The sequence below is a fragment of the Thermanaerothrix sp. genome (genome assembly GCA_026417795.1).
Classification (GTDB): Bacteria; Synergistota; Synergistia; order Synergistales; family Synergistaceae; genus Thermanaerovibrio.
Genome location: JAOACP010000019.1, coordinates 16,251 through 39,128, shown reverse-complemented (window position 1 = coordinate 39,128; position 22,878 = coordinate 16,251). Strand labels below are relative to the sequence as shown.

Here is a 22,878-nt window from a genome sequence, read left to right as displayed (position 1 = left end):
GGTTATGAGCCCGACGAGCTTCCGGACTGCTCCACCCCGCGATACCCCTCGTGGTGCCGAGAGCGGGACTCGAACCCGCACGGGCACAGGGCCCCAGGGATTTTAAGTCCCATGCGTCTACCAGTTCCGCCATCCCGGCCAGCGCTGATCATTATATCACCGAAAGACATTTAGTCAACCCCAGGGGGGAAGCTTATTTTTTGGCCCTGCCCTCCGTCTCCTCTTTCATCAGCTCTATCACCGCATCCCTTATCATATCCCTAACCTTGCGGGCCCCCTGCAGCCTTTCTTCATGGGATCCTTCCAAGGCCGCAGGATCCGGGAAGGGCCAATGAAGTCTCTTGGAAACTCCAGGGTAATCCGGACAACGCCCCGCCATGGCGGCATCACATACCGTTACGACAATGTCAAACTCAAGCCCCTTTTCCAATAGTTCCATGGCACTTTTGGAGTAATGGTCGGACATATCTATGCCCACCTCGCCCATTACCTCCCTTACTATGGGAAGAACTCCATCGCCAGGCTCAAGGCCGGCGCTCCACACGTCAAACACATCCCCACCAATGTGCCGGAGGAAAGCCTCTCCCATCTGGCTTCTTGCGGTATTGCGGCCACAGAGAAAAAGGACCCTTATCTTGTCTTTCATATAATCCCCCCTTCAAAACCAATTATAACAAATACCACTTGACTCTACCAATTAAGCGTGGTAGCCTTCTGATTCAGATATTGTTGCGCCATTTTATCAAGATAAATCGAAGGGGGGCTGCTCTATGGCCTTTCAAGAATCAGCAAATCGGGGGCTTCTCAAGGGATCCCAGGCAGTAAGCCGTCAACTTCCAGCCGCAATCAGGGAAGAGATAAGAGGAATCCTTAGGGATCTTAGCTACAACGTCCCTCGCAATGACGGATGCATATCCCTGCGACGTGGGCTGGGGGATCTCATCGGAGAATCCCACGATAACATCCTTGTATTCGGATCATCGGCAGATCCATTTAGAGACCTGGCATTATCCATGAGGAGCCCAAGGGTACTGATGCCCTGGAGCTGCGGAGGAGCAGGGGAGGTCTTTGCATTCTTGGGATGTGAAGTAATCTCAGTACCCTTAGACTACGATGGGAAATTTTCATTCCCAATGGAATCATTTCTGGACCGATGGTCTTCCTGTAGGCCAGAGGTGGTTTACGTCGATGTGCCAAACGACCCAACAGGAATTAACCTATCCACAGAGGATCTAGCCACTCTGTCCGGTCTATGTGGAGATTCTCTTTGGATATTAGATCAACGTTACGCTGAGTTCTCTCGCCAGGATCCATACTTCTCCACGAACCTCATTAAGCTATGGCGAGGCCGCGGCGGGCTTGGAATCATCCGTTCACTGTCCTTTGCTTGGGGACTTGGTGGGATGGACATGTGTTACATGATATGGAAACAAGCTGAATCAATGAAATTCCAATCCGCCAACCGACTGGAAAGCCCAAGAAATGAGATATTAACCCACCTGGTCAAGCGTTGTTCCGGTTGGATGGAGTCCCGCACATACTCCTGTCGTTATATAAGGGATGAATTCGCCAAGGGGTGCTCAAAGATACCAGGGGTAGAGGTTTATCCAGGAGATGGCCCGTTCGTGCTGCTCGGTTTTAACTGCAAGGATTGGGAGGACATAGAAGGGCTATTCTCACAGAGAGAGTGGGTGATACCTGTTAAGGCTCCCAATATAAACATCCCCTTCCTGCAGGTGTTTGCAACCTCGGAGGAGGAACTAAGCCGTCTTTTAGCAGATATCCTGTCCCTTATGGGGGATCACTGGCACACTGGCCAAGAAGATGGAGCAAAAGTTGCCACGGCTTAAGTTTATGAATTAAGCCTTGCAACAAAGCAGATTAAAATATATGCTTGGTTAGAGTCCATCCGAGACAAAGAGGGGGGGACAACCAAGGTGACCGACCGGTGGAAAGACAAGCTAACGGATCAGCTGTGCAGAGCAATTCTAGCTCTCAAAGAAGAGGACGAGGTTTATCGTTTCCTTGAAGACGTGGCCACCATAGGGGAGATCAGGGCCTTTGCCCAGAGGCTTGAAGTGGCGAGGTTGCTCAGTGAAAACATGACATACCCTCAAATCGCCCAGAGAACCGGAGCGAGCACTGCCACCATAAGTCGAGTCAAGAAATTTCTTGATTACGGAGCAGACGGCTACAAAACCGCTCTCAGTAGGTTGAAGGATCGCGACAAGCCAAAAGGCTAAATGGGAGGGGTATTCCCCTCCCATTTTTTCTCGCGCCCCTTAACTCCACTTGCCCACAATAACAATACACATCTACTTATCAAGCCCTATCGGGATCCCCCAAAGCGATTCCAACCCTGGGGCACAGGCTTGCCACTACACATGCCCTACAATTTGGGCCCCTAGCCCTGCATACTGCCCTGCCATGGCTTATCATGTTAACATGGGCTCCAATGTACCTCTCCGGCGGCAACAACCCCTCTAAAACCACCTGAACGTCACTGGGTTCCATACCAGGTGGCACAAAGCCAAGCCGGACGCTCAACCTCGCAACGTGGGTATCCACAGGAAACGCCGGGATCCCCAGGTCAAAGACCAGAACACAGGCCACAGTCTTTGGACCGACCCCCGGGAGGGAAAGCAAAAATTCCCTGATATCCTGAACGGACCAGCTCTTCATCGGCTCCATGGTGTATCCTCCGAACCGATCCCTAATAACGCCCAGGATTTCCCTTATCCTCGCTGCTTTGCTGTTCCCAAGCCCAGCAACCCTTATCGCCTCTGCCACCTCTTCCACAGATGCAGCCGCCACAGCATCCCACGCAGGGAACCTCCTCACAAGCTCCTGATAGGCCTTATCCCTGTTTCTATCGTTGGTATTTTGAGACAGAACCGTCAATATAAGGCCTTCAAGGGGCTCCTTGCTGGGAGTTAAGGCGACGGAACTCTCATTGCCGTAAGCGACCTCCAAAGCATCAAAAACAGCAAGAACCCTTTCTGCCTTCCCTTCTCCTGGGATATCAGATCTCCTAATCCTCTTCACCATCGTCAGACCCTGCCGGATCGTCCACATCCACCGGCTCATCGCCGCTCCCCGAATCCCCATCATCACCAACAGAGGCGGAGGCGTTATTACTCCCCTTCTTAAATTCCCTAAGCTTATCTAACATCTTCTTCAGCGTTTCCTTGACAAGCCCGTGGACGGTACCATCAGGATAAGTGCCATCTTCTCCAGGCGATCCGGCTTGGACTCCGGTAAGAAGCTCAAGCCCCTGATCCACGTGTTCCACTGCCCATATGTGGAACTTCCCTTCCCTTACCGCATCCACCACCTCGTGGTGAAGCATGAGGTTCTTGACGTTTTGAACCGGGATCATAACCCCCTGGGTGCCGGTGAGACCTTTGGACTTACAGTACCGAAAAAACCCTTCTATTTTCTCGTTAACACCACCTATTGGCTGCACATTGCCAAACTGATCCACTGAACCAGTGACCGCCACATCTTGACGAAGTGGGATACCCGCTAGGGCGGATATGAGACAGTAGAGCTCCGTAGAGGATGCGCTGTCTCCTTCTATGCCAGAATAGGTCTGCTCAAAGGCTATCCTGGCAGAAAGGGACAAAGGCATATCCTGAGCATATTTACGCCCCAAGTAACTCTGGAGGGTAAGCAGCCCCTTGTTGTGGATGGGACCGGTCATCTTCACCTCCCGCTCTATGTTCACAACCCCCTCCTGCCCCATGAACACGTTAGCGGTTATTCTAACTGGGTGGCCAAAGGCATGGTCAACCATGTCAACCACGGTAAGGCCGTTTATCTGTCCCACCGCCCTACCCTCGGTGTCCACCCTTACAAATCCCTCTTCGAAAGCCCTGCGCAGCCGCTCTTCGATGAGGTTTGATCTAAATATCTTCTCCTCTATCGCCTTTCTAACATGAGACCTTTCAACCCTTGCAGCCCTGTCCATCCTTGCCCATGCGGTTGATTCCACCAGGATCTCCGCTATCCTGTTGAATTGGGTGGACATCCTGTCCTGGTTCTCGGAAAGGCGGCACGACCATTCGATTATCTCCGCCACCGCCTCTGAGCTGAAGGGGATACCCCCCTCCTTTTTGACGAAGTTAGCCACAAAACAGGCCAACAGCTTCTCCGTCTCGGGGTTTCTAGGCATATCCGAGTCAAAATGCGCCTTTATCTTGAATATCTTCTGAAACTCCGGGTCGTATATGTTAAGCAGATAGTAGATCCAGTAGGTACCAACTATGACCACCTTAAGATCAACTGGGATAGGGGCGGGCCTCAATGATGAAACAGGTACAAATCCCAGTTGTTCCCCCAAGTTCTCTATCGAAAGCTCCTGCGTCCTCAACACCCGCTTGAGAGCATCCCAAGACATGAAGTGCCGAAACAGCTCCTCCGCTTCGAGCACCAGGAATCCACCGTTGGCCCTGTGTATGGCACCGGGGACGATCTTTTTGAAATCCGTGTATAGATAACCCTGGCGGCTTTCGTACTCCACCTTGCCAATCAGGTTATAATAGGTCGGATTGGTCTCCCTTACTACCGGCGCCCCTTGGGTGGGATCGTTTGACACAAACACGTTAACGTGATATCTGGAAAAATCAACCTCCGCGTTCTCATCCCTACCCGCGGCGATAAAGGCACTGAAGTTGGCCACCACATCCTCCGCAAGCTGGTCCAACCACTGGGAACAACTGCCATAGGAACCGTAAGTCCCCTTAAGCTCGTCAAAATGGGACTTTATGGCCCCCCTGCATATCTCTGCCTCCAGGGATTTTATCCGGTCCTTAAGCCCCTTCTCCCTTTCCCTTATCTGCCTTAAGATCTCCAGCGTCCTCTGGGATATCTCCTCCGATACCCTCTGAAGCCGCTGTTGCTCCTCCTCACCGAGGGCTTCAAACTCCTCCTGTTGCATCTCCCTTTGGGAGACCTCCCCCGATTCGGAGACCTCCTTAACCAACGGAAGGTTCACAAAACCCTGAGGCGTTCTCTTGATCGCAAATCCCTTCTCCGTTGCCCAATCCTTCAACTCCTCCATGAGGGAGTTAACCTGTTCCTGGAACTCCCGAACCAATTGGGCCTTGCTGTCCTCATACTGGCTATTATCAAAGGCCTTGCTTAACGTAACCTTAAGATCCTCCAGGGTCTCCTCCATGTCCTTCGCCAGCTCCCTACCCATTCCCGCAGGCAGGTTTATGGCCATGGGCTCCTGGGGCTCCTTGAAGTTATAGACATACACCCAATCGTCAGGAGCGGGCATCTCCTTCGCCCTATTGGCTAGTTCCTCCAGCACATAGGTTGTCCTGCCGCTCCCTGGGTTGCCAACAACAAATAGGTTATAACCCTTGCTGTTAACGGATAACCCAAAGGATATGGACCGCACAGCCCTCTCCTGCCCTATCAGCCCCTTGAGGCAACCAAGTTCGTCGGTGTCGGCAAACCCCAAGGAACGAACATCGGTTCTTCTACGGAGTTTATCTATGGGAACCGCAAAACGGGAATTTTCCATGATGTTCATCCACCCCTCTTGTTTTAATTGTAAAGGTCACATTTCGTCTAAGGGATAGCATTCAAAAAACAATAATCCCAACGGCGGGGTATCGCCAATGCTTCAATCTAACGCACCGGATGGCTTTTTGTTATTATAACAGCCTGAGCATTGAGAAACAAAAAAAGAGGAGGGCCAAGCCCTCCTCTTCAGCAAAACAGAAGCCGATACCCTTACAGCTTCTCCACGTTGGCCGCCTGCGGTCCCTTCTGGCCGTTAACCACCTCAAAGGAAACCCTCTGCCCCTCTTCAAGGGTCTTGAAGCCCTCCTCCTGGATGGCGCTGAAGTGAACGAACACATCCTTGCCATCCTCTGCGGTTATAAAGCCATAACCCTTGGTTGCGTTAAACCACTTAACAACTCCGTTGGTCTTCAAAAGCATTGCCCCCCGCTATGAATATGTTGTCGATGGCGCCAATCGACGAAGTTACATTACCCAGTTCAAGGGATGGTGTCAAGCTATTCAATGTGATATACCCAAAAAGCACTGGCAAGCCCCCTGCTATTGACTTTTAGTGACCTAATAAATATAATCCACTCGTCAACTTTGGTAAAAACGGAGGGATCCACATGAATATGGATAGGTTCACCAGCAAATCCCAGGAAGCCCTGCTCGAGGCCCAAAAGGAAGCCATAAGGCTGTCTCATCAAGGGATAGATCCAGAACATCTACTCCTAGCCCTGTTAATACAGGAGGGAGGACTAATAAGCCGGATCCTCGAGCGGGAAGGGTTCTCCGTCCAGGGAATGATTCAGGAGGTCGAACGAGAACTCGCAAAAAGGCCCAAGATCTCGGGACCCATCATGGAGAGCGGCAAGATATACCTCACGCACAGGCTCTCTAAGATATTGGTAGACGCCGAGGAGGAGGCAAGGGCGATGAAGGATGAGTACGTGTCCGTGGAACACCTCTTCCTCAGGCTTCTGGAGGAGCCGGATTCAACCCCCGTGAAGAGGATACTGAAGACCTTCAACGTTACAAGGGACAGGTTCTTAAGGGCCTTGGCGGAAGTGCGCGGTGGACAGAGGATAACCAGCGCAACCCCGGAGGAGACCTATGAAGCGCTGGAAAAATATGGCCGGGACCTGGTGAGGATGGCCAAAGAGGGGAAGCTTGATCCCGTCATAGGAAGGGACGAGGAGATACGACGGGTAATCAGAATCCTCAGCAGAAAAACCAAGAACAATCCCGTGCTGATAGGCGAGCCGGGGGTTGGAAAAACCGCCATCGTAGAGGGTCTAGCCCAGCGGATCCTCAAAGGAGACGTGCCGGAAGGGCTTAAGGACAAGACCGTTTTTGCCCTTGACATGGGGGCATTGATCGCCGGGGCCAAGTTCCGAGGCGAGTTCGAGGAACGACTGAAGGCGGTTTTATCGGAGATCAAAAGGAGCAACGGCAGGATAATATTGTTCATAGATGAACTTCACACCGTGGTAGGAGCAGGCAAGGCAGAGGGAGCAATGGACGCCGGCAATATGCTTAAGCCCATGCTCGCCAGGGGTGAGTTGCGATGCATAGGAGCCACCACCCTTGACGAGTACCGCCAGTACATTGAGAAAGACCCCGCTCTTGAAAGACGCTTTCAGCCCGTTCTCGTGGAAGCGCCGGACGTGGAGGACACGATCTCCATACTTCGAGGACTCAAGGAGCGCTTTGAGGTTCACCACGGCGTGAGGATACAGGATAATGCGCTGGTCTCCGCGGCGGTTTTATCGAACCGCTACATAACGGACCGTTATCTTCCGGATAAGGCCATAGACTTGGTAGATGAAGCCTGTGCCCACATAAGGACCGAAATAGACAGCATGCCGGCGGAGCTGGACGCAGCGGTTCGCAAGGTGATGCAGCTGGAGATAGAGGAAGCTGCCCTTAGCAAGGAAACCGATCCTGCCAGCCTAAAGCGCCTTGAGGCGCTAAGAAAGGAGCTCGCGGAACAACGGGCCGTCGCAGACTCCCTAAGGGCTCAATACGAAAAAGAAAAGACCGCCATAGGCGAGATAAGGGCCATAAGAAAGAAGATCGAAGACACCAAAAGGATGATAGAGGAGGCGGAACGCACCTATGATCTAAACACCGCAGCCCAACTAAAACACGGAGAACTCCCCAAGCTCCTCAAAGAGCTATCAGACAAGGAGGCTGAGCTGCAAAGGCTTTTCGGCGGAAGCCGTTTGCTCAAGGAAGAAGTGACCCCCGAAGAAATAGCGGAGATAGTGAGTCGCTGGACTGGAATCCCGGTATCAAAGATTCAGGAGGGGGAGAGGGAAAAGCTCCTGCGGCTTGAGGAACTTCTCCACCAAAGGGTGGTAGGCCAAGATGATGCGGTACGGCTCGTATCGGAAGCGGTGTTGAGAGCCAGGGCGGGGATAAAGGACCCCAGAAGGCCCATAGGATCCTTCCTGTTCCTAGGCCCCACAGGGGTGGGTAAGACGGAGCTGGCAAAAGCCCTTGCAGAGGCCCTGTTTGACTCCGAAGACAACATGGTGAGGATAGACATGTCCGAATACATGGAGAAGCACTCGGTCTCTAGGCTTATAGGAGCTCCTCCGGGCTATGTGGGCTACGAAGAGGGCGGACAGCTCACCGAACAGGTAAGGCGCAAGCCATACTCCGTGATCCTCTTCGACGAGGTTGAGAAAGCCCATCCGGACGTCTTTAACACACTGCTACAGATTCTGGATGACGGAAGGGTGACCGACAGCCATGGTAAGACCGTAGACTTTAAGAACTGCGTGATAATCCTGACCAGTAACGTTGGATCTCAACACCTCTCGAAGGCAGCCAACGGGGCCGATTTTGAGGAAGCCGCGAAGAGGGCCCTGGACGAGGTACGGGGGTTGTTCCGTCCGGAGTTCATAAACAGGTTGGGTGAGATCATAGTATTCAAGCCACTGACAAAAGAAGAGGTGAGGATCATCGTATCCATGCTCACCTCAAAGATGTCGGATAGGCTGAAGGACAGGAACATAACCATAGAGGCGTCCGAACGGGCCATGGATTTGATCGCACAAGAGGGATATGACCCAATATATGGGGCAAGACCCCTTAAAAGAGCCATCCAGCGCATGATGGAAACGCCTCTGGCTAGAGCCATCCTAAGGGGAGAACTGAGGGACGGTGGAAGGGCCACCATAGACGCCCATGGTAAGGATCTATCCTTCTACTTCGAAAACCCGGAGGAAGATAACTAACATCTGTCGATTTCACCGTTGCTGACAAAAAAACAGGGAGGGGTGATCCACCCCTCCCTTAAAATCATGGCGCGCCGGACAGGATTTGAACCCGTAACCTTCGGATCCGTAGTCCGATGCTCTATCCAGTTGAGCTACCGGCGCACTTGGCTTAACGTGATGGCGGTGGGACAGGGATTCGAACCCTGGAGGGCGGTTTTAGCCACCCTACTCGCTTAGCAGGCGAGTGCCTTCAGCCGACTCGGCCATCCCACCTCTCCATCGCACGGGGATTATTCTATTTTGGCATCCTCATCCTGTCAAGTGAAAGACTAGTTTCCCTTATTAGAACCTTCTACGCCGGCATCATCGGACGGAACTTCAAATATGGACTTGTCCAGGATCTCAACGGGGGCTTTCTTTAAAAGGTCCTGAACGTATTCACGCTGCAGCTGGTTGCGCTTCTGATTCAAAAGAACCTGATGGATGTCCTTGCTTACCTCGTCATAGGGCATTATCCGCTCAGGCTCGTCCGAGCGCTTAAGCACGATGATGTAATCCTCGCTGGCCACCTTCACAAGAGATGAATAAGCCCCGGGCTTAAGGGATCTGACCGGCTTAAGATCATCGGCAAGATCCTTCTGGGCCACAAAGACCGGCTTATCGTAAGGGGTGGAATTGCTAACGTCCTTGGACAGGGACTCTATCACCTTATCCCATCCCTCTCCCTTCACCAACCTTGCCCTAGCCTGCTCCGCAACCGCCTTACCCCGGAAGGCCGCCACGTTAAGATTATATCCAACCGGGCGTTTGAAAAACACGTTCTTCATGGCATCGTAGAACTTCCGACTCTCCGAGGCATCCACAGAGACATTGGCAGTGACCTTCTCCAGTAGCTTCTTCTGGGCGAGCATTTCCTCTATCCTCTTCCGCATCTCCCTCTCGGTCATGCCTGACCGCTGGACGTACTCGTTGTAGGCCTCCTTTGTGGGGAATCGGGCCTGCATGGCCGCCAGGTAGTCATCTACTTCTTCCTTGGAAACGTCAACACCCTCTTCGCCTGCAGCCCTTACAAGCTCCATCCCTATTACGATGTCGTCTAAAACCATTTTTCTGAGCAGGGGGACATCCTTAGAAGTTATCCTGTCACTCCCAAACTGATCCGCCAACTCCTTCAAGCCCGCCTCAACCTGGGATCTCATTATTTTTTTTCCATTAACCTTGGCGACCGGATAGTCTCCCCCTGCCCCGCCACCGGACCTTCCGCGGACGTACATCCCATAACCCGCAAAACAGGAGATCACAAAAACTATCACCACGCCTATCATTATGGCCTTAACGTTGTTCCTTAGATATCGCATCATCACGACCTGCACTCCTCCTCCATAGCCCTACGTAGTTTTCCAGCCTTCAAATAAGCCGGAAATTCACCAAACGGGGTTGATGATAAGCTCTGACCCTTGGTATGTCAAAACCCAAGACCCCGGAACGATAGCCAACAATTAATTTCTCATATATCTCCCATGGTTCGACCTATTTTCACTTCCACCTCTAAAGGCACATCCAGAGAAACGACCCCCTCCATCACTTCCTTTATAACCCCACAAAAGCGATCTGCCTGCGCCTCCGGAACGCTGCAGACTATCGAGTCATGCACCTGTAAAACCAAGCTGCAGTCCTCTCCCCTAATTGCTTGAGAGAGGTCCACCATGGCCTTTCTGGCTATATCGGCAGCGGACCCCTGTATTGGAGTATTTATAGCCACCCTGTCTATCGCCCCTGCGCCTCGTCCCTCCACGGTGGACACTTCATCAAGGGGCCTTATCCTTCCCATGATAGTTTCAGCATAGCCCCTAGATTTAGCCTCCTCAATAACCCTGGATGTATATTCCTTCAAGCCCGGCAGGGCATCAAAGTACCTATTGATGAGCTCCGCGGCCTGAGACCTTGATACCCCCATCCTTTGGGCTAGTCCATGGGCCCCCATCCCGTAAAGCAAACCAAAATTAACCACTTTAGCAAACCGTCTTTGCTCGGGGCTCACGGATTCTTGCTCTACCCCGTATATCCAGGAAGCGGTCCTGGCGTGGACATCAGCTCCCTGCAAAAATGCATCTATCAACCGCTCCTCTTTTGAGAGGTGCGCCAGCACCCTCAGCTCTATCTGTGAATAGTCCGCGGAAAGGAACACCCGTCCTTCCCTTGAGGGCCTTAGGGCTCGTCTAAATTTCAAAGCCCATTCTCCAAACTGAGGCAGGTTTTGTACGTTGGGATCCCGGCTGGATAGCCTACCAGTTCCAGTGCCAGCCTGCTCAAAGGTTGATCTTATGGTCCCGGAGCTGCCCAGTTCGGCAAATGGATTCACAAACCCAGTAAGAAGCTTGCTTGCCTCCCTATGCTCCAGCAACAGCGAAGGAACTTCCCCCAAAGGGGCCGGGAGCTTCGACAGTTCTTCCAAAACAGCAACGTCGGTGGAAAAACCGGTCTTGGTCTTCTTTATGGGCGGGAGCTGGAGCTTCTCAAACAGAAGCCAACCAACCTGCTTGGGAGACTGCAAGTTAACCCATGTGCCCGCTAACTTAGCCACCTCATCCTCTATGCCCTTCATCCTCTCCCTAAGAAGGTCTGACAGACCCCTCAGGGCTAAGAGGTCAACCCCAATACCCTCTCGCTCCATGTCCAGCAACACCATCGAAAGGGGATGATCTACTTTAAAAACCAGATCCATGCAGGCTGGCCACCGGGGATCCGAAAAAATGGAGTTCATAAGCTCATAGGGGTTTTCTTCGCAATTCATCACCATTGGGATGAATCGACCCTCAAACTGACCAGTACGATCCGGATGAAACGCATAGTAGCAAAGCCTAAGGTCCAAAACGGAGGACCATTCCGGCACCGTTCCCAGCGCAGCGACAAGCCTCTTATAGTCCCAGGTTATGACTTCTTTGCGTTTAAGGACCTCCAGAACCTCCGCTTGGGATAATCTCCCCGCCCATGTGGTGCCATCCTGCGACATGATCCTAACGTCAAAACCCAAGCCACCGCTCTCCCAGGTGCCAAAGAACGCCAAGCGTTGAGCACGCTGCATGGACGAAAGGGGGACTTCTTTAACCTCTACGGACCCATCATCGCCCCTGGTCGTTAGGGAAGACGCATGATCCGGCACCGATCCGTTCAAACCAAGCCTCAAAGCCAACTGTCTAAGGGCCAATCGCTCCACAATCCCCTTGGCTTTTATTACGTCGGCTTGCAACGGGATAAGCCCCTCCAAAGGCACCGGCTCCGAAGGAGCCGGCAATATCAGCTTTTTGCTCAGGAAGGCCATATCCCGCCCTTCCTCTAATCTCGCCCTCTTTGCCTTCGGCACATCTTGGATCCTATGATAGATCTCCTCCAGGGAACCGAAGGAAGCCACCAACTCCCTAGCCCCCTTCTCCCCTATCCCCTTGACGCCGGGTATGTTGTCCACCGAGTCCCCCGTAAGGGAAAGATAATCCACCATAAGTGGAGGCTCAAATCCATACTCCTCCACGAAACCATCACGGTCATACAGCTTAAACTCCGAAACTCCACGTATGGGCCTGCAAACCATCACGTTAGGTGCTATCACATGGAAAAGGTCTTTATCTGCCGAAAGGATCACCACCTTGCCATGGCGGGAAAGCTCCCTTGCGGTGGCGGCTATCATATCGTCGGCCTCTTCGCCCGCTCGCTCATAAACCCGGTGCCCCAAGGCCTCCAGCAAACCTTTGATTATAGGTAACTGTACTTTAAAGTCCTCTGGGGTGGGACGCCTTCCTTCCTTGTACTCAGCAAAGACCTCCTTCCGAGCCACAGGTCCTGGGGGATCAAAGAATATAGCCCAACCGGTCGGAGCTTGGTCATCCAATATCCTATAAAGCATGTTGAAAAAGCCCACCACGGCGTTAACAGGAGTGCCATCGGGAGCAGTTAAGTTGGGAAGAGCATAGAATGCCCTAAAGGCCAACCCATGCCCATCAACCAGGAGAAAGCTCTCTTCGCAGGACAAAATTACATACCTCCACTTCTATCTCAAAAAATGCTCACACAACCGGAAATCAATGCCCCTCGTACATGTATAATTATGGCCCAGCGGATCCATTTTACATGACAAGGATGCCGCACATATCTTCTGCGCAAGGAGGATTGGCATGACCGGGCAAGAGGTCAGGGTACGGTTTGCACCTAGTCCCACCGGTGCCCTCCACATCGGGGGCGCCCATACGGCCCTTTTCAACTGGTTGTGGGCTAAGAAAACCGGTGGAAAATTCATATTGAGGATAGAGGACACCGACAGGGAAAGATCCACTAAGGAATATGAGGAGACGATCCTGGACGGCCTTAGGTGGCTTGGCCTTCACTGGGACGAGGGACCCGACGTAGGTGGCCCGTTCGGGCCCTACAGGCAATCCGAGCGATCCCATCTTTATGAGAGATACGCCCGGGAATTGATTGAAAAAGGCATGGCATATGAGGAGGAGGGAGCGATCCTCTACCGGGTCCCCACGGGAGTCAAGGTGGAGTTCGAGGATGCGGTTTATGGCCTCATATCAGTGATGAGCGAAAACGCATCGGTAAATAAGGATGGCTCGGTTAAGGACATAGTGATAATCAAAAGCGATGGCAGCCCCACTTACAACTATGCGGTCGTGGTGGACGACCACTGCATGGGCATAAATTGGGTAATACGAGGGGAAGACCACGTTATAAACACCCCCAAACAGATACTTCTTTACAGGGCCCTTGGATGGGAGCCTCCCAAGTTTGCCCATCTTCCCATGATACTTGGAAAAGATAAGAAAAAGCTCTCAAAGAGGCATGGGGCAACCAGCGTTTTCGAATATCATAACCTGGGCTATGTACCTGAAGGGGTTTTTAACTTCCTGGCCCTCCTTGGATGGTCCCCCGGTGATGACAAGGAGATTTTCGACCGCCAGGAGGCAGCAAGGCTCTTCGACATATCAAAGGTGACCAAAAGGGCCGCGGTGTTCGACATGGACAAGCTCAACCACATAAACCAGGAACACCTGAAGTTAATGGATCCATGGGAACTGCTCAATCTGGTAAGGCCAATTTGGGCTGAGATGGGGCTGGACTCTTCCAATCTGGATGACTCTTATCTGTCCAAAGCGGTAAAGCTTCTGACATCCAGGGCTAAGACCACCAGAGAGCTAGCGGATTACACGGATTACTTCGTGGACTTTAAACGGGTGGTCGAGAGATACGACGGATCCGACATATCGGAGGAGCAGAGGAATCGAATATCTCCGTTCTTTGAAGAAATGCTTGGCTGTACCCCTTGGACTGGCGCGGCCATGGAAGAGATGGCCAGGTCATGGGGAGAATCCAATGGTGTATCCCTAAAGGAGATCGCCATGCCGCTGAGGTTTGCCCTTTCAGGACGCAAGGTAAGCCCTGGCGTATTTGAGATCGCCGAAATCCTGGGCCCCAAGGAGTGCAGGAAACGGTTGGCCCACTACGGCTTGGCAAAACCCTGCTAATCCACACAGCCAAAGACAGGGGACGGGACTAGGGGCACGCCTAACCATAACTACATAAAGAACCCAAAGCAGCTAGCCCCATGGACGCTAATGGGGCTAGCTTCATTGGGTCTATGCTAACAAACCAAGCCACCGAAGATGGGAAACCACAAACGAAGATGGGAAACCACAAAAGCCCCAAGGCTCAATGCTTCTTAAGATACCTACCCATAACAGATTCCCCATCCATGCCGGCATGGTTCAACAACAGAGAGTAGCAAGCCAGGGCATGAACAAACTCTATGGGATAGTCCATCTGGCTGAAAACCTTGAAGCCCTTCCGCGACAGCCATCCCAAACCCACGTTATCGTATAGAAATGGATTCTTCATATCCCCCTCCGCCTGACTGCAAGCCACAATGACGGGCTTATCATCACGATGGGCATAGGCTCTATCTATGGCGGCATGGAGACGTTGGGGGGCGTTTCCTGCCCCGTAGCCTATCACTCCGATTATCTTCTCTCCTCCGTCCAAGAAATGTCCCGTTCCAGGGGTCAAAAAAAGCCACCTTATATCTTTGCAAACCGCATCCACCAAATCTTGTGGAATCCCCATAAGCGCGTTCAAAGCATCCCCAGGAGCCCAAGCCCGATTACCCCGCGGTGAATCAGCCTCCCCGATAAGCCCCCACTCGGGGTTGAAAAAGACCGGGAATCCCCCCATGGCAGTAAAGGCATCAGGGTGGCTTGCCCTTGCTTTATGAGCCCTATTCCCCTGGATGAGCTTCCAATTAAAGTATATCCAGACACCTTTTATATTGGAGCACATGACCTGAACCGCTCCCTTAAGGTTAACCGAACCATCCTCCGGCATATAGTCCCTGGTGAACTGGCTGCCGGTCAGTATTATAGGTATTGGACATCCCGCAAAGCAAAGGGACAACCAGGCAGCGGTGTATGCCATGGTGTCCGTTCCATGGAGGATTAAGACCCCCGAACATCCAGACCTTAACGCCTCTATCACATCCCTAGTAATACGCAACCAGCCAGAGGGGGATAAATCAGAACTGTCTATGCCGCCCTCCCCCCATGGATAAGAGAAATCAGGGACAACACCCTTATCCCTGAATAAAGCCGAGAGGGTTTCTGAAAGAAAGCGGGACGCCTCCTCGCTTGGGGCAGAACCTCCCTCACGGCGATCACTGCCTATGGTACCGCCTGTCAATATAACCCTAACCTTAGACTTGGCCTCGTTCAAAAAAATACCCCCTATTCTGCTTTAATGCTAAAAAAATATCACCATAACCGACCCCATGGAACACAACGCCACTGCCACATGGCCAAGCATCTTCCACGAAACTCCTTCCAGGATAACAGAAGGCATCCCAGTCACAAGAATAGCTCTCATTGCAGCAAGCCAATATCCCCCAAATGCAACTCCAGCAAAGGTCGAAAATTGAGGCCCCAACGTCCCAGCAAACACGTTGGATACAGTAATGCCGATGGCCCAGCAACATAACCCATTCACAGGGTTAATTTTACCCTTACAAGACAAACAGACTCCAAGGATTAACATGGATCCCCCAAAGGACATGATATATCCGAGCTTAGCAATGGGGCCCAAGATGGACCAGACGGGGATCACAGAGAAGACCTCTATTCCCATCGAATCCCCTAACACCGGCTGAAGACCGGCCCTTATCACAACCCCCCAAATGCCAACCCACAACCCCAAGGGGGCGGACAAGCACGGTCTTCCATCGCTCTTTAACACCACAAAGCATAAAACCCCCACAAGCACGGTCAACCACAGGGATGGCACAGGAAGGCGTAAAATAGGATAAATCGGCCCAAAGGGTTGCGATAATACGACGATGGCCGAAAGCAAGAAAAAAAGTATTTCACCAACACAAGCCAACGCCCCACCCTGATTCGTTCCTTGGGACAACCACGGAGAGCTTGCCTTCTGCGATAAACCAAGGGATATCAACCCAGACATGACGGATAAGTTAACAATCTCCAAGAGATACCCACAAAAAGACAACACACCAGGCGCCAAAGCAATTCCCCCTCGCTAAATCACATGGCAGGGTATGTAATTGTACCCCCAAAATGGCTAGACAACAGAGGAAAACGCAAAACCATTATTTAATATTAATTCATCCCCCATGTGCTAGAATTCCTTAAGCGTTGATCGCTCCATATTAAGGAGGACGATTTGATGAAGTTTTTCTTGGACAATGCGGAATGGCAGGAAGCAGTGGAGGGAATCGAAAGAACCAAGGTAATAGAGGATATCAAGAACTACGCCGCAAGAAACGGCAGGGTTGTGATGTTCTGGCAGTTGGATGGGGAAGAGATATCCGAAGAGGCGCTTGCAATCTCATCCGCCGGTTCCAAAATCAATGCGGTCACCAAAGACATACGCACGTTAGTCAGCGAATCGCTGGATCAAACGGAGGAATATTTACCCATACTGGTTAATGGACTCCTTTCTGTGGCGGAAAAGCTTGAATCCCACGAGAACGAAGAGGCTTTACGCCTTTTCCAACAGGCTACCGAAGGGATGGGCTGGGTGCTCCAGGTGCTGCACCACTGTGGAAACCTTTTGGGGGTCCGTCCTTCTGAGGGTTTTGATTTGGCATCGGCTTGCGTCAAACTCCAGGAGGCCCTGGAAGCAGTTGCAGATTCCCTCCGGGAAGGCAAGCTCTTAGAGATGGCCCGCAGGATCAGAGAGGTTATGATACCAAGGTTGAAGGAGTTCTCCCCATACCTGGGAAGGCTCAAGGACGAGTCTTACAAGGCCTCCAATTGACAACAACCAATTCCTGCGGGAGATATAGACGATGACGGTGCGAAGAGGGCTGTCTCTTTTCCTGATAGTGGTGGTTTGCGTTGGCATAGGTACCATACTGGCCACCACCGACGGAGAGGCGATAGAATTGGTGCTAAAGGCCGACAAGACGAGACTTGCTATCGCCCTTTTCCTGGTCCCGCTAGTTTGGCTCTTCGATTCATTAAGGTTCTCTTCCCTCATAAGAGCAAGCGGCAACAGGATACCACTTAAGCTATCCTTTATGCTCATATGGATAAACTACTTCGGCTGCGCCATAACGCCCATGCAAAGCGGCGGCGGCCCCTTCCAGATATACCTCCTTTATAAAAACGGCGTCCCGGTGGGCAAGGGCGTGGCGGTTACCCTGGTAAGGACGATGCTGACCTTGTTGGTATTGGGTTTGGCCATACCAGTAACCATGGTGATGTCGCCGGACATACTCTTGGGGGAAAGCATCTTAAAGGACTTGGCCATATACGTGGCCTCCGCCTTGGGGCTCATATGGGTCGTCATAACCATAAGCTTGATAAAACCCGCTTTTGTTAAGAGGATTTCCGCCATACTCACGCTGCTGCTCAAGCGGTTGGGGGTAGTAAAACCTCAAAGGGTTCTCAAGATCGTCCGCCATGTTAACGCAGAGGTAGATATATACAACGAAAACATGAGGACCTTCTGGTCTCAGGGGAAGAGCTACGTTTTACTTGGCGCTTTCTTCACCTTCTGCCAACAGCTGGTTCAATTATCGGTTTTACCTTGCCTTATTTGGGCAATGGGTCTTCCGGTGGAGTACCTCAAATCCATCCTAATCCAAGCGCTTCTGCTCTTTGCACTATACTTCATACCAACCCCGGGAGGAAGCGGCGCCGCAGAGGGCGGGGGCGCCGCCGCCTTCAGGCTGTTGGTACCCAGCAACTTAGCAGGGCTACTGGCTGTGCTTTGGAGGGTGATAACCGAATACACCGGCGTTTTGCTAGGCACCATAATGGTCGTCAAGATACTGGGGTTCAATATGGCCGATGATCTCATCTCCAAGACTGAAGAGGAGATAGATCGAGCGGGCAACGTTTAAATCTACGCTTGCCTAGGATGGTTTTCTAAGGAGGTTCCATATCTCAAGGTACAGATCGTAGTAGTAGAGGAATATATCCCCTCCTCCGCGAGGAGGAGATAGTTTTATCATGGGAACCCCCGCACCCTGAACCACTGACGATATGGAGCCCGGCGTCCATGGATCCATGACAACCAACCAGCCCTTCTGCTTAGCGCTTCCCAATGCAGCCGAAAGAAGATCCAACCTGGCTCCCTTTGACCAATCCCTCCAAAGGTCCAAGGGGGGCCGCGCGGAGCGGGAAACCGCGGCGCTGACCCATGGCCCCATGGAACCAGTCAGGTCAAGCACCGCTACTCCTTTTAATAGTTGACGGCCTACCTCCATAGTGCTTTCAAGGCGAGATTGAAACTCCGCCAAACGCCTCTGATAATAGGGGTAATTCCCCGGATCCTCTTTCGCCAAAAAAGACAATATCTTCTGCCCTACGAAAGGTAAGACCGCCGGATCAAAGTAAGCGGTCTCGAGCCTTGCGCCCCCAAGGGGCAAGGACCTCTCAAACAGGAAACGGGTTCCCCTGTACTTACCTATGCCTGCTTCGCTCGCCTCGTTCCTGTCCAACGCCACCGCCACTCCCCGGGGAGAGGCCACTCTAACCACCCTGCCCTGATCATCCCATGTCCTTATGCTGTGAACCTTACCATGAACCCCCGCAATGAACCCCACCATCTGGGCAAGCCACGGAGATGAAGCCCAAACTTCCAAGGCATAGCAATTAGACGGCACGGATGCCACTATAAAAATGGCACACAAAAACCCTAAAAACCGACATCTAACCCCTTCGAACACGATCTAGCACCACCAACGATCTCTTCTTTTGCTTACTGGTCAACAGGACAAGATTAGCCAGCAGAAGAGCCACAGTTAAGGGCCCCACCCCACCAGGCACGGGACTTACAGCCCCCGCAACTCTAAAGCAAGAGGGATCCACATCCCCCACAAGTCCCTTATCCGTGGGAGTGGTGCCAACATCAACGATCCAAGATCCAGGAGATATCATATCCTCCTTTATAAGGCCAGGGACGCCGGCGGCAGAAACCACCACATGGGATCCTTTTAATAGATCTTCGAAGGCATCCCTGGGGGTATGTTTGTGGGTTTGTAGCACCGTAGCATCCCGCTGGAGCAACATGGCACCTATGGGACGTCCTACGTTTATGCTGTGTCCTACCACCGTGCAAATCTTGCCCTTGAAATCCCCCATGCCGTACCATTCCAGCAACCCAACCGAAGCCCATGCGGCACAGGGTAATGGGTGCCCTCCTACCCCTAAAAAAAGCTTACCCAAGTTCTCAGGATGAACCCCCTCAACATCCTTAGAGGGATCCAGGGACTGGAAAACCCTAGATATGTCCCATCCAACCGGCAACGGGGTTTGTACTATTATGCCGTGCACCCCTGGATCCTCACTGAGAGCCCCTATGGTTTCCACCATGGCCTCCTCACCGTCCGCGGGGTCGATATCTATCGTAAACCCCCTGGCACCAACGCCGTTGCAGGCCGCCATCTGGCGACGCCTGTAGGCCTCAGAGGCCCCTTCTCGTTGGGCTGACACGGAAACAAGTGTACAACCACCAAGCCGGGATATACCGTCCTTAACCCATTCCATCACCCACTCTGCAGGCTCCTTGCCGCTCATGGACAGCATACAAGCCGCCCTCCCCATAGTAGTATTGGCCTGATCAAGCGTCCTGCCAAGGTTAAGTTATATCATATAAAGCGGCTCCCGGGCTTCACAAGTTTCTCCCCATCAGCACACATGGGACACGATTCAGGGGGATACACCGGAAATTGAGTTTCCCAGAGGGTTGCGGTGGGCACTGGGAAAAGCCCGTCCTTCCCAGAACGGTTAACCAATGACAAGGCCCCCATCCACTGGCCTCCCATGGAACACATCACCTCCACCACCTCCATGGTAGACTTGCCGGTGGTAAAGACATCCTCAACCACAACAAACCGTACCTTACCGGGATTAGGAAAGCGTCGCAGCTTCATAACCCCTCCCTCCCGTTCCGTGAACACGAAGGGTAAGCCCACATGACGAGCGGTCTCATGGCCTATGATTATCCCTCCCATGGCAGGAGAAACTATTAACTCAGGGGCAAGGTCCTTAACAGCCCTGGCAAGCTTCTCCCCCGCCCATGAGGCGTATGAAGTGTTGGACAGGAACAGGGCACACTGAAGATAATCGGAGCTGTGAAGCCCTGAGGAGAGCAGGAAATGCCCCTTCAGATGGGCACCGCTCCCCGACAACATGGAAAGGAAACGCTCCAGCTCGTCTTTCACCAACAATCCAGCCATATTGATCAAACCTCCATCATCTCAACGATTTGCTCAATCCTAGACCTCCTGTCCTGGGCCTCAAGTATGGGACGCCCAACCACCAAGAAGTCCGCCCCTTCTTTGACCGCCTGAGAAGGCCCCATAACTCGGGCCTGATCATGACTGTCTTCGCCGGGTATCCTTATACCAGGCACCACCGTAAAGAGATTGGGAGCTGCCCCCCTTACAAGCCTAAGATCCCTGGGGCTACAAACCAGCCCCTGCACACCAGATTGCTCCGCCAACTTTGCTCTGCATACAAGGGCCGCATCCATGGCACAACCAGGGCAAATCCTCTCCCACTGGTCCTCTCCAAGGCTTGTCAAAACCGTAACCGCCAAGATATTGGTTCCCCCGCGAAGCTTAGAGGCCCTTCTCATCATCTCTTCCCCACCAGCGGCGTGGACGGTCAAAGCCCAAAGTCCAGCGGAAGCAAAGATTTCCACCGCAGAAGCCACGGTGTTCGGTATATCGTGAAGTTTTAGATCAAGGAATACTTGATACCCTCGTCTAATGACATCCCCCACGAACGCAAGCCCCCCCATGGCGAAGAGCCTAGGACCTATCTTAACCTTCGTAACCGACTCCCCAATCCCATCAAGAATCCCCTTAGCCTCATCTAAGGAATTCACATCTAGGGCCAATATCAGCCTATCCCTGGCGCTTAATTCAACCATCAAAAGTCCCCCCATAAAAACTGCCCAATTTAAAATCCGATTTCTTAACTGGCTAACTAGAATCCTCCCCGGTGGGCCACCCCCACTAGTTCGTCCAAAGAACCGATAGATCTGCTCTCAAGGAACAGCTTTACATCCTCCAAGATCTTCCTAGATATCCTTACGTCCCTGAAGAGGCATGTCCCAATCTCAACCGCAGAGGCACCGGCCATAAGGGCCCCCAGGACATCCTCCGCAAAGCATATGCCGCCACATGCAATAAGGGGTACCGGAACCTTTCCGTAGAGTTTAAAGAGAAGCCTCATCGTGAGGGGAAACACCGCAGGCCCAGAGAGACCTGCAAAGACCCTATTAAAAACGGGCAACCCCCGCTTTATATCCACCGCGGCCCCCAACCAAGTGTTAGCCACCACCAATCCATCAGCCCCTGCCTCCACCGCAGAGACAGCCACCCGTTCGATATCCCTCGCTTGAGGTGTAAGCTTAGCCCATATAACCCCATCCCAAACATCCCTGGCGGTTTTCACCGCCTCAAAGGTTCGTTCAGGATCCTCTCCCCAAATGGATCCCTCATCCTCCACGTTGGGACACGACAGATTAAGCTCCAAAACCGAGATCAAATGATTTAACTTTCTTTTGCAAACTAAATCTACTGCGCTTTTTATCTCGTCCGTAGATGAGAAGGCCATATTTAAGGCCACCTTCTTACCCGTCCCGGCGAGCTCCGGCAGGCAATCCAGGAAATCCTGGAGCCCTGGATTCTCAAGGCCTATGCTGTTAAGCAGCCCAGACGAGGTTTCCCAAAGTCTATGGCCCCCATTGCCCCTTCTTGGGAATAGCGTAATGCCCTTGGTACAAATAAGATCACATCCCTCGATGGAGTTCCAGACATCTGGATCCATGGGAATTATTCCAGAAGCCGCCACCAGGGGAGATTTAAGCCCTAAGGGTGTAACCTTCACGCTAACCGAACTTGACCCTAAAAGATCAAAGGATTTCGTCATCAACGATATCCTCCCCTGAGAAAAACGGCCCTTCCTTACAAACCCTGGCCCTTCTGTTGCCCTTCAAGTCTATGGAGCACCCAAGACATCCGCCAAACCCACAGGCCATGCGTTTCTCTATGCCAAGCAATGCCATAAACCCCCGCTGCCTAGATTCCATGAGGACCCCCTTCAGCATCCCAGAGGGGCCGCAGGCGACCACGGCACCACCACGCAAGTCCAGGGAGGCCATGGCATCAATCCCGTTACCCCTAAAACCCATGCTGCCATCCTCAGTGGCTAAAAGAACCTTGGAGCTCCTAGGCATAGGGATCAGGTCAAGACAAGCTCTGACCAACTCCCCCCATTCCTTGCCCCCCCTGAAAGCCCATATTATGACATCAGTTTCAAAAATCCTCGGCACCGAAAGTAAAGAGGCTATGCCAAACCCACCCCCCAGCAGTGTTAGCGGCTCTCTACCTCCTGTCACATCGATAGGACTTCCAAGGGGTGCATTTATTCGGAGGGTCCCTCCAACCGGCATGTCAAGCAAAATACCTGTGCCACGCCCTACCCGCTGACAGAGGAAAAGGAGGTTGCCATCGATCTCTGCGGCTATACCCAAGGGCCTGCCTAACAAGGGATCCATGGATTCCGATGGAAAGAGCATGGCAAATTGTCCAGGCCTCCATCGCACAGTTTCATGAGGC

Annotated in this window: 20 protein-coding genes and 3 tRNA genes; 6 read left to right on the top strand and 17 right to left on the bottom strand. The window is 52.4% G+C overall.

Features of this window, described 5'->3' with window-relative positions; genetic code table 11:
- Positions 1-51: 51 nt before the first annotated feature.
- Positions 52-139: transfer RNA gene (locus N2315_05630), tRNA-Leu, on the bottom strand.
- A 54-nt stretch (positions 140-193) separates the two neighbouring features.
- Positions 194-646: an arsenate reductase ArsC gene (locus tag N2315_05625; protein MCX7828673.1), complete on the bottom strand. Its 453-nt coding sequence runs from the start codon at positions 644-646 to the stop codon at positions 194-196.
- Positions 647-770: 124 nt separating this feature from the next.
- On the opposite strand from N2315_05625, the gene N2315_05620 reads away from it, so the two are divergent.
- Positions 771-1,850: an aminotransferase class I/II-fold pyridoxal phosphate-dependent enzyme gene (locus N2315_05620; protein ID MCX7828672.1), complete on the top strand. Its 1,080-nt coding sequence runs from the start codon at positions 771-773 to the stop codon at positions 1,848-1,850.
- Positions 1,851-1,937: 87 nt separating this feature from the next.
- Positions 1,938-2,243, top strand: coding sequence for a YerC/YecD family TrpR-related protein (locus tag N2315_05615; GenBank protein MCX7828671.1), 306 nt, complete (start codon positions 1,938-1,940; stop codon positions 2,241-2,243).
- Positions 2,244-2,322: 79 nt separating this feature from the next.
- Here the strand turns inward: N2315_05615 and N2315_05610 are convergent, their stop codons facing one another.
- The 3 genes from N2315_05610 to N2315_05600 form a co-directional block, all read right to left on the bottom strand.
- Positions 2,323-3,048, bottom strand: coding sequence for an endonuclease III (locus N2315_05610; protein ID MCX7828670.1), 726 nt, complete (start codon positions 3,046-3,048; stop codon positions 2,323-2,325).
- Positions 3,032-5,533, bottom strand: coding sequence for an AAA family ATPase (locus tag N2315_05605; GenBank protein ID MCX7828669.1), 2,502 nt, complete (start codon positions 5,531-5,533; stop codon positions 3,032-3,034). The genes N2315_05610 and N2315_05605 overlap by 17 nt, the downstream gene beginning before the upstream one ends.
- 212 nt (positions 5,534-5,745) lie before the next feature.
- A complete protein-coding gene (locus tag N2315_05600; protein ID MCX7828668.1) occupies positions 5,746-5,955 on the bottom strand; it encodes a cold-shock protein in 210 nt (69 codons plus the stop codon).
- A gap of 188 nt (positions 5,956-6,143) precedes the next feature.
- On the opposite strand from N2315_05600, the gene clpB reads away from it, so the two are divergent.
- Positions 6,144-8,762, top strand: a complete 2,619-nt coding sequence (gene clpB / locus N2315_05595) for an ATP-dependent chaperone ClpB (GenBank protein ID MCX7828667.1) — start codon at positions 6,144-6,146, stop codon at positions 8,760-8,762.
- Between the two features lie 67 nt (positions 8,763-8,829).
- Here the strand turns inward: clpB and N2315_05590 are convergent.
- The 4 genes from N2315_05590 to N2315_05575 form a co-directional block, all read right to left on the bottom strand.
- A tRNA-Arg gene (locus tag N2315_05590) sits at positions 8,830-8,906 on the bottom strand.
- 16 nt (positions 8,907-8,922) lie between these two features.
- Positions 8,923-9,017 (bottom strand) — tRNA-Ser (locus N2315_05585).
- 56 nt (positions 9,018-9,073) lie between these two features.
- Complete coding sequence (locus N2315_05580; GenBank protein MCX7828666.1) at positions 9,074-10,105, bottom strand: SurA N-terminal domain-containing protein; 1,032 nt, start codon at positions 10,103-10,105, stop codon at positions 9,074-9,076.
- Positions 10,106-10,251: 146 nt separating this feature from the next.
- Positions 10,252-12,771: a DNA polymerase gene (locus N2315_05575; protein MCX7828665.1), complete on the bottom strand. Its 2,520-nt coding sequence runs from the start codon at positions 12,769-12,771 to the stop codon at positions 10,252-10,254.
- 142 nt (positions 12,772-12,913) lie between these two features.
- On the opposite strand from N2315_05575, the gene gltX reads away from it, so the two are divergent.
- Positions 12,914-14,263, top strand: coding sequence for a glutamate--tRNA ligase (gene gltX / locus N2315_05570; protein MCX7828664.1), 1,350 nt, complete (start codon positions 12,914-12,916; stop codon positions 14,261-14,263).
- Between the two features lie 184 nt (positions 14,264-14,447).
- Here the strand turns inward: gltX and N2315_05565 are convergent, their stop codons facing one another.
- Together N2315_05565 and N2315_05560 are read right to left on the bottom strand one after the other, a co-directional pair.
- A complete protein-coding gene (locus tag N2315_05565) occupies positions 14,448-15,500 on the bottom strand; it encodes an asparaginase (GenBank protein ID MCX7828663.1) in 1,053 nt (350 codons plus the stop codon).
- 27 nt (positions 15,501-15,527) lie between these two features.
- Entirely contained in the window at positions 15,528-16,049 is a 522-nt protein-coding gene (locus tag N2315_05560; GenBank protein ID MCX7828662.1) for a hypothetical protein, read from the bottom strand.
- 414 nt (positions 16,050-16,463) lie between these two features.
- Between N2315_05560 and N2315_05555 the strand changes: the two genes are divergently transcribed.
- Both N2315_05555 and N2315_05550 read left to right on the top strand, forming a co-directional pair.
- Complete coding sequence (locus N2315_05555; GenBank protein ID MCX7828661.1) at positions 16,464-17,057, top strand: hypothetical protein; 594 nt, start codon at positions 16,464-16,466, stop codon at positions 17,055-17,057.
- Positions 17,058-17,088: 31 nt separating this feature from the next.
- Positions 17,089-18,147, top strand: coding sequence for a flippase-like domain-containing protein (locus tag N2315_05550; protein ID MCX7828660.1), 1,059 nt, complete (start codon positions 17,089-17,091; stop codon positions 18,145-18,147).
- 12 nt (positions 18,148-18,159) lie between these two features.
- Here N2315_05550 and N2315_05545 read toward each other — a convergent pair whose 3' ends face one another.
- The 6 genes from N2315_05545 to N2315_05520 form a co-directional block, all read right to left on the bottom strand.
- Positions 18,160-18,891 carry a hypothetical protein gene (locus N2315_05545; protein MCX7828659.1) on the bottom strand — a complete coding sequence of 244 codons (732 nt, stop codon included), beginning with the start codon at positions 18,889-18,891 and terminating at the stop codon, positions 18,160-18,162.
- Between the two features lie 67 nt (positions 18,892-18,958).
- Positions 18,959-19,834: a bifunctional 5,10-methylenetetrahydrofolate dehydrogenase/5,10-methenyltetrahydrofolate cyclohydrolase gene (locus N2315_05540; GenBank protein ID MCX7828658.1), complete on the bottom strand. Its 876-nt coding sequence runs from the start codon at positions 19,832-19,834 to the stop codon at positions 18,959-18,961.
- Between the two features lie 62 nt (positions 19,835-19,896).
- Entirely contained in the window at positions 19,897-20,487 is a 591-nt protein-coding gene (gene pyrE, locus N2315_05535) for an orotate phosphoribosyltransferase (GenBank protein MCX7828657.1), read from the bottom strand.
- A 5-nt stretch (positions 20,488-20,492) separates the two neighbouring features.
- A complete protein-coding gene (gene pyrF, locus N2315_05530) occupies positions 20,493-21,185 on the bottom strand; it encodes an orotidine-5'-phosphate decarboxylase (protein MCX7828656.1) in 693 nt (230 codons plus the stop codon).
- Positions 21,186-21,241: 56 nt separating this feature from the next.
- A complete protein-coding gene (locus tag N2315_05525; GenBank protein ID MCX7828655.1) occupies positions 21,242-22,189 on the bottom strand; it encodes a hypothetical protein in 948 nt (315 codons plus the stop codon).
- Entirely contained in the window at positions 22,173-22,592 is a 420-nt protein-coding gene (locus tag N2315_05520; protein ID MCX7828654.1) for a hypothetical protein, read from the bottom strand. Before N2315_05520 ends, N2315_05525 begins: the two co-directional genes overlap by 17 nt.
- Between the last annotated feature and the right edge of the window lie 286 nt (positions 22,593-22,878).